Here is a 16,449-nt window from a genome sequence, read left to right as displayed (position 1 = left end):
GCTTATCAATTTGTAGGAGGAATCGAAAATGACAATCTGTAAAGCCCTTACAATCGCCGGCTCGGATACGAGCGGCGGCGCCGGTATGCAGGCAGACCTGAAAACCTTCCAGGAACTGGGCGTATACGGCATGACGGCACTCACCGTCATCGTAGCAGAAAATCCCCATAACAATTGGTCCCATGATATTTATCCCCTGCCGCTAGAAGCGCTGGAAGCTCAATTGGAGACCGTCCTGGCCGGAATCGGTGTGAACGCTTTAAAAACAGGCATGCTGGGCACCGTCGAAATCATTTCCTTAGTGGCAAAAAAAATTGATCAATACAATATTAAAAATGTAGTGATCGACCCTGTAATGGTTTGTAAAGGCACCTCTGAGGTACTGCATCCGGAGACTGCCGTCGGCATCCGCGAACAACTTGCGCCCCGGGCGGCCGTCATTACGCCCAATGTCTTCGAAGCCAGTCAGTTAAGCGGTATCCCCATCAAATCGGTTGCGGATATGAAAGCAGCCGCGAGCAAAATTTATGCCCTCGGCGCCAAAAATGTATGGATCAAGGGCGGGGCAAAACTGGGTACGGCAAGCGCCATTGACATCCTCTATGACGGCAAAGACTTTGTAACGTTCGAGTCCCCGAAAATCAATACTTCTTATACCCATGGCGCCGGCTGCACTTCTTCGGCCGCGATTACCGCCGGACTCGCCAAGGGCCTACCTGTACGGGAAGCGGTGCAGCAGGCCAAAGAATTTATTACCGCTGCCATCCGCCACGGCTTTCCGCTGAATTCCTATGTAGGCACTACTTGCCATGCAGCCCATCGTCTTTAAGCAGAGCAATGATAATTAACCCGATTCGGCATATTGGCCCGCGCTAGTGCGGGCCAATATGCCGAATCGGCTACTCAAGCCATGATACCTGCAAAGGATTTCTATCTGCCAAACGAGGATACGTATACTTCGGATACCCCAGCATCATAGCTCCGGCAACCGTAAAGTCCTCCCTGATCCCCATAGCCGCCAAAAGCGGTTGATAAAAATTTCCGGCCGCCATTTCCACAAATCCTGCCCAGCAACTTCCCAGCCCCAGGGCAGTGGCATACAGTTCCACATATTCAAGAGAAAACCGTGCATTGTCATGACCAAGGGGAAAATTCCGGGGTGCGGTGGCTACGATTAAAGAAGGTGCTCCCCGCAGTATTACATCAACGTTCTGTTTTCGGTAGACATCGGCTACACCGGCAAAAGCTTTTGCCCATTCGGCACCGTCCTGCAACTGTTTTTCCAGCCATTTTATCGTTGCTTCAGTTATGTCCTTAAGCCGGTTGGAATTTTCAATTACTATATACGATAATCCCTGTGAATTACAGCCGGAAGGAGCAAATCTTGCAATATCAAGAAGCTGCAGGATTTTTTCTTTCGCAATTTTTTCCTTTTTATAAACGCGTATGGAACGGCGTGACCGCAAAAAAGCGGCAGCCGTTTCCGGATCAATCACCGGGTAGCGGACCAGCTTTGTCTGTTTGTCCAAAGGCGCTTTTACATGATCCAATGCCCCTTGGGGACAGACCGCGGTACAATGTCCGCAGGCAATGCAAGCCGGTGCGTACTTAATCTGCGGACCTTCTGCCGTCATACCGATGATACCGTTAGGGCAAACCTCAACACAAATCCCGCATTTGACACAAAGCTCCTGGCTGACTGTCAGTAAACTCATGGGCTCCCCTCCTCATTCTCTATTCTTTACTGATATTGATTGCTTTATTTTACTACCCTTGTAAAAAAATAGCAATAATGTCATGCCCCGCTTCAGGGCGTGCTCCTGAAAACTGCTTCAAGATTCAATGATATTATAAATTTTTCTGTTGAAAAATCACTGAGGTTATGCTTCTCTCCTGCTGGCTTCTGTCTGCCAAATAATTTGAATCGATTTGACTTCCTCTGCAATCTCCAGCTTCACCCCCATACGATAAGCTTTTCCCATTTCGTTTAACAGCGAACAGCCAATTTTAAGTCTGTTTTGCTGCAAAGGGGACAATTCCGGCGGCAACGGCGTTCTGACAATAATAACCGGTGAACCGGACTCACCGGACGCCGCGGCAATTTTTACATCGCAGACCACTTTTCCTTCCGGACTGGGAGCAATTAGTGTCAGGATGCTCTTACATACCATCACCAGAAGTGATGCGTAGCCGGAAATTTTTTCGTCGCCGTTGTAACCCGGTTGAACACTAATCTGTCCCGCAGAAGCAGTTACAATCTCTTCAATAACCTTTGCCACCGTTTTCGCTTCAACGGCTGTGGGCAGAACCTCCAGATAGTTGTCCATAATTGCTTCAATAACATCGGTATACCCGGAAACAGCAGTTTTATTTTCCTCAAGATACTTTGAACCCAGTTCTAAATTTTTCTTCCAAAACGCAAATATCCAGTGATAAATTTTTTTTAAATTCGCCAGGTCTTGCTTTTCCTCGGCAAACCTCTGTTCCAGCTCGCGAAAAATATTCCGGTAAGCCTGATTTTTTTGCACCAGCCGGTCCCGCAGGCTGTCCCGCTCTGCCGCAAGATTAAACTGCTTAATCCCCCGGCGCACCCCGGCCAAAAGTTCTTCTTCCATACTCCAGGGCTTCGGGATAAATTGAAATATATCCGCCTGGTTCACCGTGGCCAATACCTGAGACAGCTGGGTATACCCGGACAAGACAATCCGTACCGTTTGCGGATATTTTTCCTTTATTATTTTGAGAAGAGTCAGTCCGTCCATTCCCGGCATCCGCATATCGGTTACAATAACGCTGATCTCCCGCTTTTCAAAAATTTCCAGTGCTTCCTGGCCGCTGCCGGCAAACATAGCTTCAAAAGATTCATCCATCGCTGCCCGGCGAATCGAACTGAGAATATGTGGTTCATCATCGACAAATAAGACCGCATTTTTCTTTTCCGTCACTTTTACCACCCCCGTTTGCATTTTTTCACTGCAATGCCTTATCCCTGTATGGAATTTTTATCGTAAAAGAGGCGCCTTTGCCGGCTTCACTTTCCGCCAGAAGTTCGCCGCCATGTTTTTTTATAATGCCGTAAGCAATACTGAGACCCAATCCCGTTCCGCCGCCTACCTCTTTTGTCGTAAAAAAGGGATCAAAAATCCGGCCTAAGTATTCCGGCGGAATCCCGGGTCCGTCATCCGTTATTTTGCCTACGACATAAATATCATCGGTGCAGGTTTCAACGAAAATCGTTCCTAATTCATTGCGTTTCTGGCTTTTTATGGCCTGAGCCGCATTAACGAAAATATTCACCAGCACCTGCCCGATCTGGCCTTTATCGCATAAGATATTTGGTATTGTGCCTAGCTTCTTTTCGACATTGGCAGCATACTTTACTTCATTGCGCACAATCAGCAGCGCTTCTTCAATGATCTGGTTCAAATCACTCATCGCCATCTCATCTTCCAGCCCGGTCCGGGCGAAATTCCGCAAGCTGCGCACAATCTTGGTAACCCGGTTGACTCCGTCCTTCGATTCCTCAATGATTGGGCCGATGTCCGCAAGAATCATATCCATTTTTTGCTTTTCCTCTGTTTCCTCCAACCGTTGTTTTGCCTGAAGCAGTTCCTGGCGGCCGACCGTTTCCGCTCCGGCCATAAGGGAAAAATTTCTGTAAAGAGCCAATATTTCTTTGATTTTAGCCAAGTATTTCCCCATTGTTTCCAGATTACTGCTGACAAACCCAATCGGGTTATTGATTTCATGGGCGACTCCGGCTGCCATTTCCCCCAGCGAAGCCAGTTTTTCCTGCTGAATCAGCTGTTCCTGCATACTTTTCATGCTCCGGTTTGCCTGCTGCAGTTCATTATATTGTTCCGCCGTCTTGTTAAACATGTTCCTAAGCATCAGCACATTCTTTCTTGCTTTTACGGCTGCCCGCATCCTGGCCGTAAATTCTATGACATTAATTGGTTTACTGATAAAGTCATTGGCCCCATTTTCAAAACAGAGCCGGAAACTTTCCTTGTCTGCAACTCCGGTAAACATAATAATCTGGATGTCATTATACTCATCCTTACGCCTGATATCTTTAAGAATCTCAATTCCGTTCACTTTCGGCATCATAATGTCCAAAAGCACAATGCCGATATCCTGCTGCGCCAATAGTTCCATCACCTGTTCCGGTGACTGGCATAATAAAATTTCCTGATTTTCCACATGGGCTTCGATAATGTCCCTGGCCATCACAAGATTGAACTTTTCATCATCGACAATCAGTATCTTCACCGAACCACCACCAATCGAAGATTTTACCATTTGTTGCTGTCTGATTATTCTTATTCTATTTTTTCGACAAGCTCCTGCTTTCTCCTTGCCGGGCGCACCAAATCAAATGCTCCTAACCTGCCATAAAACAAGTTAGGAGCATTTGATTCCTGCTCACTGAGGCAAAACCACAATTTCCACCGGCAAATTGGATGCTCCCGGCGGACTAAAGATAAAAGTAATTGGATCGCCGCTGTCGTAAGTTCCCATAAAAGTAAACTCTTTTGCTTTATCTGTGCCGAAGCTGGTCCTGCCCATAGGCGTAGCCTGAGGGCTCCAATATACATCAGGATGCTGAATCCCAATGGCCCCTGCATAATCTCCTCCCAGAGGAACAAAATAGTAAGCAACTTTACCGCCTTTCTTCGAAGAAAACAGAATATGATAGACAACCCCGTAATTCCCGTAATCAACAACTCTGCTGCCATCTGTGGCGTCAATTCCTTCTAAATAATGGTCCACTCCGTTATCGGCCAAAGTCAATGCTACGGCTCCATCCTGGGCCGGATCGTAAGCAAAAATCGGTGAAAGCCGCCGGTTCGCGCCGCTAAAAGTACCCCGCAGATGGGGCTGATCCGCCGGCAGAGTCTTCGCTGTCTTGGCAAACGCATCACTATTTTCCAGTATCGGCAGCATCATCACCTTAACGTTGATCGGATGATCGGCCGAAAAATCGAAAATACCATTGATCAGCATATTAGGCAGCACCGCCGTTTCACTGATCTCTGCCGCCAACGGCACCATTCCCCCGGGAGGAACATTCACCGAATATTCCTTGCTTCCGGCAAGATAGGACGTCATCGCCTTTTTACCTACCGCCATCCAGTCATACCCCGGCCCCCCCAGACCATATTGACTGACAGATACGCGGACGGCTTCCTTATTTTTGTTTTCCAGCATAACATCCACTTTCTTCGCTCTTGCTGCTGCATTAACATGGTAAAAAAAGAGACGGGCACTTCCCGTCACCTGATCCTGATATAAAATACCATTCTCAGACACCATTTCAGGACTGTCGGAAAATAAAAGAGTGCCCCCTTGAGAAACATTATTCATCTCCCACTCGGGAAGATTCTCTACATCCAGTCCTTGCAGGCCGGCAGCTCCGGCAGGCGATTCTTGACCTGCCAGAGCCAAAATCATGACCGCGGCCAATACCAGCTTCTTTAGATATTTCATTGTATAACTCCTCCCACGCAACAAAAAGCCCTGACAGCGTGACTTACGCCGCAGGGCGAAAGATAGGTTCTTTTATATATTTGCCATAAAAGCAAAAAACTCCTACTCAATTCGCAAAGAAATTGCCGGAGTTTTTTATTTATCGGCTCCCCGTTCTATTTTTGGGGAAGCAAGCTGCTGAATTTTCAAATCATTGCACCGGGACAAATCAACAATCCGATTATCGGCAGTTTTTACTACCGGCAGGCTATATTTATTGGGATTAAAAAAGATAAGTTCCGCTTCCTGTCCGTCGGAAAGCAGTACTTTATTATTTAACAAGCTGTCCCGCACCCGGCTGATAAACAGCTGACAAACATCCGGATCCAGGGAGCTGAACATTTTCGCGGCAAGCAAATCCAGAACCGGAAAAGGATTGGCGCATGTATCTTTGTACGCCATGTTATGGAAATAATCGGCCACTGCAATCACTTTGGCATAGGGATGGATCTTAGAACCATGTTCTCCCGCAACCCGTCCGGTGCTGTTCACACTTTCACGGTGTTGGATAATCCCTAAAATCACTTCGCTGGAAAGTCCCGTCGTCGTGCGAAGCAGCCGGGCCGCTTCGGCAATATTGGCCTGTGCCCGAAAATCATGAACGTCGGCCGCCGTCAAATTTCCTACATCGTGGAGCAATCCGGCAAGAGCCACTCCCTCCACATCCTCTTCCTTCCATTTCATTTGACGGGCAATGATTCCGGCAAAATAAGCCACACTTACCGAATGACGGGAAATAAAATCGGCTAATCGGCAATCATTAGCCAATAAATAATTCATGATTTTAAAACTATTGGCGACAATAGAAGAACGAATGTCTCCGGCCGTTTTTTTCAGATGAACGACCGGAATAATCCTCCGTTTGCGGATAATAGTAAAGGTCTGATCCGTATTGGCGACAATAGAATCATATTTCTGACTGAACTGAACATATTCGCCGGATTCTTCGGCAGGAACGGCTGTTTCTGCCGGTTCAGCCGGTGATTCTTCTTCATCGCCCTGGATAAATACGCTTTGAACATCCCAGGCCTCCAACAAAGAAATATGTCTGGGTGTCAATATAATATTTTTCCCCAGCAGCACTTTTCCTTTAATCGAAAGCACCGAATCGGCAAGAACGCTTCCCGGGGTTACATCTTTGACTGCCATCATTTTTGCCGCCATACTACTATCCCCCTTACCCTGAAACCCTTTTCCCTACCTATTTATACTATATCACAAACTTGAAATAGTTTCCTTGGAGCTAAGCGGCTAACTTTATAGGAAAGAAGTCCTATTGGCTTACGACTCATTTTTTCTAAATCCATCATTCAGCCGTCTTTTTGTATATCGTATGGTAAGCCCAAAATGCATTCAGCATTAATAATGCCCCGGTAAAGAAAAATACAGATTGAATACTATACGCAGCCGCCATTTGTCCGCCAAGCACCGAGCCTAAAAACATGCCGAGAAACTGAGCCGACTGATTATAGCCAAAAATCCGGCCGGTAATTTCCTCCGATGTATTCTGCCTGATCAAGCTGTTAATGGAAGGCAGCAATCCTGCTATCGCCCCTCCCAGCAAAAACCGCAGCACCCCCAGCTGCCAGGAATACCGGACAAAAGCCTGGGGAATAAAAAGAAATCCCGCTGTTATCAGCGATGCCAGCAGTACCTTCTGCGGTCCGATTCGATCCGAAATTCTTCCCAGCTGCGGGGCGGCAAGTATGCTGGCAAGGCCGGAAGCAGCAAAAACCGCGCCGGAAATAAGCGCAATATGAGTCGTTTCCGCCGACAGCTGAGCAATATAGACAGTAACAATCGGCTGTATCGACATAAGCGCCAGCTGCATGACAAGGGTGGTAATAAACAAGCATACCGTCACCTCAGGCCGGGAGAGGCGCTGCCACACGTCATGAAAATTGAGGTTCTCCCGGCTGGTGGTCACCGGCTGTTCCTTAATAAATAAACAGCAGGCAATAAACGCTACGAAGCACAATGATCCCATAGCGATAAAATTTTCCCGAAATCCGATGATTTCTACCAAGTATCCGCCAAACAAAGGCCCCAGCAATGTGCCTCCCACTTGTCCGCTGAAGATAACCCCCAATGCCCAGCCGGATCGCTCTTTGGGGGTTTGGGTCGCAATTAACGTAACCACCGCGGCTTGAAAACCGGAGAGCGCCCCCTGCATAATCCGCAGTCCGGTTAATTGATACACATTGTGAACAAACCCCATGCTGATCACAATAAGCGACAGCCAAAGGCTCGCCCGCAGCACCATCGGTTTTCGGCCATATTTGTCGGCAAATTTACCCCAGATCGGCGAAAAAATGGCCAGACTGATAAAATTACTGCCGAATACAATACCCGACCACTTTGCAATCGACGCCGGATCATGAATACCGAGATGTTCGATATACAAGGGTAGTATAGGAGCCATCTGGCTCATTCCCGATGATACAATAAATACAGCAAACCAGCAAACAACTAAATTTTTTTGCCAAAATTCCATAATGCACCTGCTTATTCTGTCAACTTTAAAATTCAAATTCACTTCTCTACTAAGCATACCGCTGTTAACCTTAAAATGCCATAGTTTATTCCATAACCCCACATGCCGCTATTGCGCTACATAACGTAAAAGGCACTAACCGCAGGGAGCGCAGAGCATTATAAAAAATCCGTAACCTCTCTCTGCCCTCTTCGCGCCTTCGCGGTTCAAAAACCCCGTACCAACCCCCTCTGCGGCTAAAAAATCCCCGCATTCTCATAACAAAGTAAAAAAATCAAAAGAAAATTCAAAGATTGAATTTCGATAAATACATAAAATAGTTTATTCCCCAAAAGCAATGAAAGGAGCTTCATATGAATATTACAGCCATCAGCAACAATTCTAGTATTTTTTCTCAAAATCAGCAAGCTCAGCAACTCCAAAGCAGTACTTCAACTTCAAGTATAGGTGCAGCTGCCACTTTAGATTTGAGCAGTGCCACCACTGGTAGTACTGCCTCTGCTGACAGCGCCTCATCAGCCGATTCAGCTTCTCAAAGCGGGGGTGCGTCAGGCGCCAGTTCCTGTCCGCAGGGTAAGACCGCCTGTACGAATTGCGGTCAATGCGGCAAGACAACTGCCGTCGGCAATACGGCAGCACAAACCGGCACTAGCAGCCAGGTCAATACGAACTACCAGACACTGAACGCCATAGCCGCCTATGAAAAAATCTAGCAGTGCCTAGAATCCGATTCCCCGGTAAAAACAGCGTAAGTATCGCTGCTTTTACCGGGGAATCGGATTTTTAGGAATAGCCCCGCATTCAGGCAAGTAAAGGCCGATTTATTATCATACAATCTTCCGCAAAGCGGCTTTTACCCTTTCCAGTACCGTTTGCCAATCACCGGGCGCATACTGTCGAAAAAGGCGCATCGTTGGATACCAGGTACTGTCTTCTCTTCCCAGCCCCCAGCGCCAATCCGGCCGGAAAGGCAGCAGCACCCAGGTTTCTTTTCCCATGGCTCCCGCCAAATGAGCCACGGCGGTATCAACAGCAATGACCAGATCCAGATTCGCGATGACTCCTGCCGTTTCCGCGAAATCCACCAATTCTGCCGAGCAATCAAACAGGTTCCCGGCTGAACCGGTTAGTGCCGCTTGCTTTTTCCCCACCTGAAGACTGACCCAAAATACGCCGTCAACAGTAAACAACCGGCGAAATAATTCAAATGGGATCGAACGGTTCTTGTCGTCGGAATGACCGGGATTTCCCGCCCAGACCACTCCCACTTTCCTGCAATTGCCAGCCTCCCGGCCAATCCTTTCCCGCCATTTCGCCGCAATGTCATTTGCCCCACGTAGATACGGAACATGATTCGGCACCGTTGCAGCCGCTGAATTCAGCTTAGCCGGCAGACTCATCAGCGAGCAGGCAAAATCGAATTGTTCCGGCTTGATTTCGCCGCGGCTCTGACAAACGGCAAAAACATTTTGCGTACCGGAAAGCAGCCGTTCCAAGGGCCGCTGAATCCATACGGTTGTTTCCGCCAGCGCCGCGACCGGATAGGCATACCGGACAAATTGAATCATATCGCCAAACCCCTGTTCATAAAACAGCAGTATCTTACGCCCCGTCAACGTTTCTCCCTGCCAAATCGGAATGTCCAAGCGAAATTTGTCTTGCCAGACCATTCGCGAATCGTATAATTTCCAACCTTTCTCATACTGCCCCAACAGCAAATATAACGTTCCCAGCGAAAAGCGGGAGTCAAAAAGATCCGGCTTCAGTTCCAGTGCCCGGCGATAAGCGGTTTCCGCTTCGGCAAAGCGGTCTTCCGCTTTCAGACAATTCCCCAGATTATGAAAAGCCTCCGCATAATCGGGCTTCTGCCGGATCGCCTGGCGATAGCATTCTTCCGCTTCATCCAGACGATTTTTTTGCTTTAAAACCACTCCTAAATAATTATAAGCTGCCGCATAGCTAGGATCTAATTCAATCACCCGGCAGAAGCACTTTTGGGCGTTATCCCAATACTCCAGGGAAATCAATGCCTCGCCCAGCCGCTGATAAGCCTCCGGCAGATCCGGCTCGACCTTAACCGCCTGGCAGAAGGATAAGGCGGCTTCCCGCAGTTCGCCTTTTTCCGCCAGCGCCACTCCGGCACCGATATACTTTGCCGCCGTCATTTGCTCCATGGTCCCCCCACTTTTCCCGAAAAGCCGCAGCGCGTCTTTCCGGTTCATAGCTGTTCCTGCCGCTGTATCTGTTATTCTCGCCGGCAGCACTTCTATCCTACTATTGACAGTAAAAAAATTGTCATATTTTTGTCACATTCTTATGTTATCTTTACTTTAAATAAAGTCGGCACAGTACCGGTGCTTTGGCAATTATCGATAATTTATAAACTGCCTGACAATAACCCGGTACACAGCCGGCTTCGCAATAGATTCCAGCTACTGACAACATTCATTCGAAAAGGAGATTTTACCATTGAAAAAAATTATAGTTGCACTCACCGCCTTGCTCACCCTCAATACGGCCACCCTCCTGGCGGCCCCTGTCAACGACCTGGCAACAGGCCAAACTGCCATTGGTGCCGGAAACAGCACCTTCTATGTGGAACATAAACTTGCCGACAATTTTACGCTCGGCTACCAGAATGTCGACCGAGATGAATACGGTAAAATGGACGATATCTATGGTCAATACCAATTTACCGATAATCTCCGAGGCATCATCGGCAGCAGAAATTTTGATTCCACGGCAAAAACTTACTTAGGAATCGCCGTAAACACTCCTCTGTCGTCCTCTGCCACAGGCTATGCTTCCCTGATCACCGGCAGCGAATTCAAAGAAGTGGAAGTGGGCACCAATATCAATCTTGCCCGGAATGTCGACCTCAACCTCGGCTATCACTCCTTCATGCCTGACCAGGGCCGCAACAATACCGGAGTCGGCGTCGGTGCAAGCTTCAAATTCTAAAATTTCCGGCAGCCGAATCAGCGGAAAGGCCAGCCTAACCCAACTTAGGCCGGCCTTTCTGTTTTATCGCCCCTCTATTGCTCCATCCCGCAGCATCATTTATTCTTTTACCTCTTCCAGACGGTGCAGAAACCAGGTCACCGCCAGCAGATCCGCCGTTCCTCCCGGACTCACATTCCGGGCGATAAATTCATCATCCAGCGCGGCAGCCTTTTCCCTGCCTTTAACTGTTCCCATTCCTCCGGCGTCAAGCACCGCCTGCGCTTTTTCCCTAACCCACTGACGCATTGTAGCGGGATCATGCCGGTTCATTACCGTCGTATCTTCCACACAAGTCATTAAAACCAACAATGTATGAATTAAGGCGTCATTAATCGTAAATCCGGCCGTTAACGCTTTCCGCAGTGCCGGCAGTGCCTGATCGCCCACAGCCGGCAGCCCGGCGGCCAGCTCCCCCCGGATACCGGTAACGCCATAGTCCCGGTACAGCCGCTCTCCCGCCGTAAGCTGGGATTCTTCCTTTGCCGCAACGGAACCCAGTTCCCGCTCAACAATTCCGCTCACAATTTCCGCCGCAGCAGCCAATACTGAGGCTGCGGTACACTGCAAACCGCCGCCACGCAGCCAGCCGGCTGCAGCCGTGATAATTCCTAAAGAAAACAGCAATCCTTTTTGGGTATTTACCCCACCGGTAGCAGCCAGCATGGCAGCTTCACCCTCCCGGCCGATGAGCCGCAATACCGGCAGCAGCGCCGGCAGCGGCAGCCCGTTATGACTGAACCCGGCCTGAGCCGTACGGGCCATAGTGAAACTGAGAGCCGCCGAACTGGCCATAAAGCTGTAAAAATCCATATCCCGGTGAGCACCGCTGTTCACCCGGTCGACTAATCCCGGAGCCGGTGTGGAAGCTGCCTCATACAACATGGCTTCCACCGCCAGTCCGCCGATTTTTTCCGCAGTCAGGCTAACTTCCCGTGACTGATACGCCTGAAATTCAGCCAAAAGCTTTCCAACCGCCTGCTGCAGTTCAACGGAACTATGACGCCTGCCACGCATACAGTTTACTGCCGGTTCACCGCATAGCAGACAGGTTCGTCCCTGTCCCGTCCGCCGGCGGGACAATAATTCTCCTGCTGCCGTAAACACATCAATATCCAATAGCCGGCCAAAAGAATGGTTTTCCTCTGTTGCCAGCGCTATTTGCTTAACAGCTTCGGCGTCGTCTTCCACTGCTAACAGCGCTTCCGGCCCGGTAGCCGGGTAAATCCGGTCTTCTGCCAGTATTTTTAAACCGGCCCGCAGCCGACCGATTGCATAATTCAGCAGTTGGCGAAGCCGGGGCCCGTCTTTTACCGGACCCGGTATATTAAGGGTAATGCTGGCCAATGCAGTGCCGTATTTTTCCCGCATAGTCTGCTGCCGCAGCTGTCGCCGATCGTTAGCCGCCAATATATCCTGCAGGGTAATTCCTTGTTCAGACAATTATATTCCTCCTTCTGGCTTAAACTATTGGAAATATCGTAAATACACGTAGCCGTGGCAAATTAAAATTGACAACAGCATAAGTGGAAACGCCACTTTAAAAAACTGACGAAAGGTAAGGGAAATCCCATTTTTTTCTGCAAGTCCGGCCACAATAACATTGGCTGACGCGCCGATTAGTGTGCCATTCCCGCCAAGACAAGCGCCTAATGCTAAAGACCACCATACCGGTTCCAGATTAAGTCCGGACATTTGTCCCATTTCCTGCAGCAGGGGAATCATCGTGGCTACAAAGGGAATGTTGTCAATAAAAGCCGAGGCAATGGCGGACAGCCAAAGAACCAGCAGCGATGTTTCCATTACCTGCCCCTGTGTTATAGCCAGGCTCCATTGCGCCAGAGCCTTGATGACTCCGGTAGCTTTCAATCCGCCAACCAGAACAAACAGACCGGCAAAAAAGAAAATAGTCGGCCATTCAATATGCAGCAATATTTCTTCCGGCTCTACCCTGCTGATCAGCATCAGCAGCATGGCGCCGGCCAGCGCAACTGTCGCCGATTCAATATGGAATACGCCGTGCAGTCCAAACCCGGCGACCGTAAGCCCCAGTACGGTCAACGACTTCTTCAGCAGCTGCCGGTCGCTGATTTCGTCCTGATAGCGCAGTTTTAATATGTTCTGGCGGTTTATTTCCTCAACCTGCAAGTCCTTTCTGTAGAGCAAAACTAGAATACCAATCGTTACCAATAAGATTAAAATACTCACCGGCGCCAGGTTATCGGCAAAAGCATTGAAGCTCAGACCGGCGGCACTGCCAATCATAATATTGGGAGGATCGCCAATCAGCGTGGCCGTGCCGCCGATATTAGAGGCAATAATTTCAGCCAGCAAAAATGGCACCGGATTGATCTGCAGTTTGTCTGTCAACGTAATTGTGACCGGTACAATCAATAAAACCGTCGTCACATTATCCAATAAGGCTGACGCAAAAGCCGTAATCACCGACAGCAGCGCCAATAACCGGAGAGGATACCCTTTTGCCACAGCAGCCGCCCAAATGGCCGCCGCCTCAAAAACACCGGTACGCCGGGTAATCGTCACAAGAATCATCATACCGATTAATAATCCCAGGGTATTAAAATCAATATCATCCCTAATCGCTGTTGCCTGACTCAAGAATCCCAGCAGCAGCATAATGATTCCCCCGGTCATGGCGGCGACCATGCGGTGGATTTTCTCCCAAATGATCATGATATAAGTGGCAGTAAAAATGATAATCGAACCGTAAAAAGCAGCATCGTACAAAAAAATCATCTCCTTCCAATGTTGGAAAATAAGCAAAAGGAACCCTTGGTGACAGGCTCCTCCTAAAAACAAAACTTGTTTGATTGTCTAATATTGTACCCTTTCTGCCATGGTTTAGTCAAATTCATTTTCTTTGCAACAGCCTTACTTTTATCGTTTACTATCAGAAATAACGCCAATAAATATAAATATGGGAAATAACGATGGAGACGATCATTAAAGGAAAGGCAATCTTCGTGTATTGCCGAAAAGTCAGTGGGATCCCGTGCTTATCGGCAATTCCGGCAACAACAACGTTAGCGGAAGCTCCTATTAGCGTCCCGTTGCCGCCGAGACACGCGCCCAGCGACAGCGACCACCAAACCGGCGCTAAATTCAACCCGGATATTCGCCCCATTTCCTGCAGCATGGGAATCATCGTGGCGACAAAAGGAATATTATCAATAAAGGCAGAGGCAATGGCCGATACCCATAAAATAAGCAATGAAGTCGCCATTATATTTCCCTGGGTTATCGTTAAAATCCAGCCTGCCAGCATTCCAATCACGCCCGTTGCCTTCAAGCCGCCGACAAGAACAAATAATCCCACAAAGAAAAAAATGGTAGGCCATTCAATATGGAGCAGGATATCCTCCGGTTCCTCACCGCTGAGAAGCAGCAGCAAAACAGCCCCCGCTAAAGCAATGGTGGCGGATTCAAGCTGCAAAACACCATGCAGTGCAAATCCCATAATTGTCAACCCAAGAACCAACAGCGATTTACGCAGCAAGGACCAGTCCCTTATTTCATCTTTAAAATCCAGCTCCAGAACAGCTTGGCGATGATTTTCATCAACTCCCATATCTTTGCGGTATACCAGGAGCAGCAGCCCGATAGTTACAAACAAGATAAGTAAGCAGACAGGCGCCAGCTGAATGAAAAAATCGTTAAAAGTAAGTCTGGCCGCACTGCCAATCATAATATTCGGCGGATCGCCAATCAAAGTCGCCGTACCGCCAATATTGGAAGCGATAATTTCAGAAATCAAATAAGGAACCGGCGTGACTTGCAGCTTATCCGTCAGCGTAAGCGTTACCGGCACAATCAGCAAAACGGTCGTCACATTATCAAGAAACGCCGACGCAGCAGCCGTTATCAGCGACAGTAATGCCAGCAGGCGCCGCGGATCGCCTCTGGTGAGCGATGCGGACCATAGGGCAACGGCCTCAAAAATTCCTGTCCGGCGGGTGATAGCAACCAGGATCATCATCCCGATTAAAAGGCCAAGGGTATTAAAATCGATATTATCTTTAATCGCCGTTTCCTGGCTTAAAAAGCCTAACAGCACCATAACCAATCCGCCGGCCATAGCGATGACCATTCGGGGAATTTTTTCCGAAATGATTATGGCATAGGTGATAAGAAAAACAATAACAGACCCCCAAAACGCAAAATCATTCAAAGCTACGTCTCCCCTTAACCAGCTAAAAGGAAGCCTGCCCGCCAGACTCCCCGCCACCTTAATTTAATAGAATACACTGCTTCTCTTAAATTATAGACTCTCTTCCCTACGCGGGTCAACATAGAAAGGCGCTATTGCGCGATGATATGCAATTTAAATCAAATAAAGTTAATTCACAGTACAAACAATAACAAATAACTTATTATACCGATACCGCCAACCATAAGCAAAGCTATGACTATACCCTGCCATTTGCAGGGAACACCAAAATAACAGGAATCGCCTAAAAATCCCCGTCTGGTAAAAAACGAATTGTGCCGCCGTTTTTTAAACCACCGGGCTTTCCGCTCTTTCCCAATGAGTTTAGAAGTGAAAAAGACAATAGCTAAAGCAATGAAAAAGGACAAAACAATTCGCGTTACCTGTTCCGCTTCGCTCATCAGCACGTCACCTCACTGATTTGTTATTTCCCTGTATTTCCCCGGCAGCAGTCTGCTCAGTTCATCCATGAAGCGCTCCTGCACCTTAACCAAGACAGCTCGCCGCTCTCCCTGGTAATGAAAAACAATAATCCGGGTGGGATTGCCGTCGCCGGAGGAATAACGATACACATAGCGTTTTATCCCGTTGCGTTTAAACAGTTTTTTTACATATTTACCGGAGTAACTTTCCACCGAATCCAAGTCTACCGTAAACGTACGGGAAATCCAGAGAAAATGACTGATAATCACCAATTGCCGTTTTGTCACGCTGTAGGTGTAACGAACCCCATAACGCCAGACTAACAGGCCAATAAAGCAAACAATATACCCCAGCCCGATAAAGCTCGGCCGGCCGGCCAGCGCGGAATGGACCTCTTCGCCCAGCCACACCGCGAGCACAGCAACCGCCAGCCATAACCACAGTAATTTGCTGTTAGTATAGCGTGAGCATTCGCGATATATTTCCATTTCTCCTCCGTTCGGCCTGTAACTAAACCAAAGGGGCAACATACCTGCCCCCCGGAATAGCCTCGTTATTAAAAATATAATGCTCAGTTATTTCAGCATTGCCAGCATCGTGCCGGCGGCTACAGCAGTACCGATAACACCGGCCACGTTCGGTCCCATGGCATGCATCAGCAGGAAATTGCCGGGATTGGCTTTCTGCCCGACGATCTGACTGACCCTGGCGGCCATCGGCACTGCCGACACGCCTGCCGAGCCGATCAGCGGATTCACCTTCCCGCCGCTGAAAT

Annotated in this window: 16 protein-coding genes; 3 read left to right on the top strand and 13 right to left on the bottom strand. The window is 48.5% G+C overall.

The annotated features are described in order from the left end of the window. The first annotated feature begins 28 nt into the window (after positions 1-28). On the top strand, positions 29-829 hold the full coding sequence (gene pdxK / locus ABFC84_14460; GenBank protein MEN6413942.1) for a pyridoxine/pyridoxal/pyridoxamine kinase: 801 nt from the start codon (positions 29-31) through the stop codon (positions 827-829). 70 nt (positions 830-899) lie between these two features. On the opposite strand, the gene ABFC84_14455 is transcribed toward pdxK, so the two are convergent. The 6 genes from ABFC84_14455 to ABFC84_14430 form a co-directional block, all read right to left on the bottom strand. Continuing rightward, positions 900-1,715 (bottom strand): nitroreductase family protein, encoded by an 816-nt coding sequence (locus ABFC84_14455; GenBank protein ID MEN6413941.1) that lies wholly within the window; start codon positions 1,713-1,715, stop codon positions 900-902. A 165-nt stretch (positions 1,716-1,880) separates the two neighbouring features. Beyond that, entirely contained in the window at positions 1,881-2,945 is a 1,065-nt protein-coding gene (locus tag ABFC84_14450; GenBank protein MEN6413940.1) for a response regulator, read from the bottom strand. Between the two features lie 25 nt (positions 2,946-2,970). Further along, positions 2,971-4,302, bottom strand: a complete 1,332-nt coding sequence (locus ABFC84_14445; protein ID MEN6413939.1) for a response regulator — start codon at positions 4,300-4,302, stop codon at positions 2,971-2,973. Positions 4,303-4,425: 123 nt separating this feature from the next. Next, entirely contained in the window at positions 4,426-5,490 is a 1,065-nt protein-coding gene (locus ABFC84_14440; protein MEN6413938.1) for a hypothetical protein, read from the bottom strand. Positions 5,491-5,625: 135 nt separating this feature from the next. Then, complete coding sequence (locus ABFC84_14435) at positions 5,626-6,693, bottom strand: HD domain-containing protein (protein ID MEN6413937.1); 1,068 nt, start codon at positions 6,691-6,693, stop codon at positions 5,626-5,628. A gap of 142 nt (positions 6,694-6,835) precedes the next feature. Continuing rightward, a complete protein-coding gene (locus tag ABFC84_14430) occupies positions 6,836-8,023 on the bottom strand; it encodes a multidrug efflux MFS transporter (GenBank protein MEN6413936.1) in 1,188 nt (395 codons plus the stop codon). Positions 8,024-8,376: 353 nt separating this feature from the next. Here ABFC84_14430 and ABFC84_14425 point away from each other — a divergent pair, with 353 nt between their 5' ends. Further along, positions 8,377-8,736 (top strand): hypothetical protein, encoded by a 360-nt coding sequence (locus tag ABFC84_14425; GenBank protein ID MEN6413935.1) that lies wholly within the window; start codon positions 8,377-8,379, stop codon positions 8,734-8,736. A 114-nt stretch (positions 8,737-8,850) separates the two neighbouring features. Here ABFC84_14425 and ABFC84_14420 read toward each other — a convergent pair whose 3' ends face one another. Next, a complete protein-coding gene (locus tag ABFC84_14420; protein ID MEN6413934.1) occupies positions 8,851-10,245 on the bottom strand; it encodes a tetratricopeptide repeat protein in 1,395 nt (464 codons plus the stop codon). A gap of 247 nt (positions 10,246-10,492) precedes the next feature. Here ABFC84_14420 and ABFC84_14415 point away from each other — a divergent pair, with 247 nt between their 5' ends. Continuing rightward, the gene (locus ABFC84_14415; GenBank protein ID MEN6413933.1) at positions 10,493-10,984 is read left to right on the top strand and encodes a hypothetical protein; all 492 of its coding nucleotides are present in this window, start codon (positions 10,493-10,495) and stop codon (positions 10,982-10,984) included. Positions 10,985-11,083: 99 nt separating this feature from the next. Here the strand turns inward: ABFC84_14415 and citG are convergent, their stop codons facing one another. The 6 genes from citG to ABFC84_14385 form a co-directional block, all read right to left on the bottom strand. Continuing rightward, a complete protein-coding gene (gene citG, locus ABFC84_14410; protein ID MEN6413932.1) occupies positions 11,084-12,466 on the bottom strand; it encodes a triphosphoribosyl-dephospho-CoA synthase CitG in 1,383 nt (460 codons plus the stop codon). Positions 12,467-12,490: 24 nt separating this feature from the next. Then, positions 12,491-13,780 (bottom strand): ArsB/NhaD family transporter, encoded by a 1,290-nt coding sequence (locus ABFC84_14405; GenBank protein ID MEN6413931.1) that lies wholly within the window; start codon positions 13,778-13,780, stop codon positions 12,491-12,493. Positions 13,781-13,934: 154 nt separating this feature from the next. After that, positions 13,935-15,212 carry an ArsB/NhaD family transporter gene (locus ABFC84_14400; GenBank protein ID MEN6413930.1) on the bottom strand — a complete coding sequence of 426 codons (1,278 nt, stop codon included), beginning with the start codon at positions 15,210-15,212 and terminating at the stop codon, positions 13,935-13,937. A gap of 173 nt (positions 15,213-15,385) precedes the next feature. Beyond that, positions 15,386-15,652: a hypothetical protein gene (locus tag ABFC84_14395; GenBank protein ID MEN6413929.1), complete on the bottom strand. Its 267-nt coding sequence runs from the start codon at positions 15,650-15,652 to the stop codon at positions 15,386-15,388. A gap of 12 nt (positions 15,653-15,664) precedes the next feature. Further along, on the bottom strand, positions 15,665-16,162 hold the full coding sequence (locus ABFC84_14390; protein MEN6413928.1) for a hypothetical protein: 498 nt from the start codon (positions 16,160-16,162) through the stop codon (positions 15,665-15,667). 87 nt (positions 16,163-16,249) lie between these two features. Then, on the bottom strand, positions 16,250-16,449 hold a 200-nt coding region (locus ABFC84_14385), incomplete at its 5' end, for a sodium ion-translocating decarboxylase subunit beta (protein ID MEN6413927.1).

It is taken from the genome of Veillonellales bacterium (assembly GCA_039680175.1).
Taxonomy (GTDB): domain Bacteria; phylum Bacillota; class Negativicutes; order JAAYSF01; family JAAYSF01; genus JBDKTO01.
This window is presented reverse-complemented; position numbering and strand designations above follow the sequence as displayed.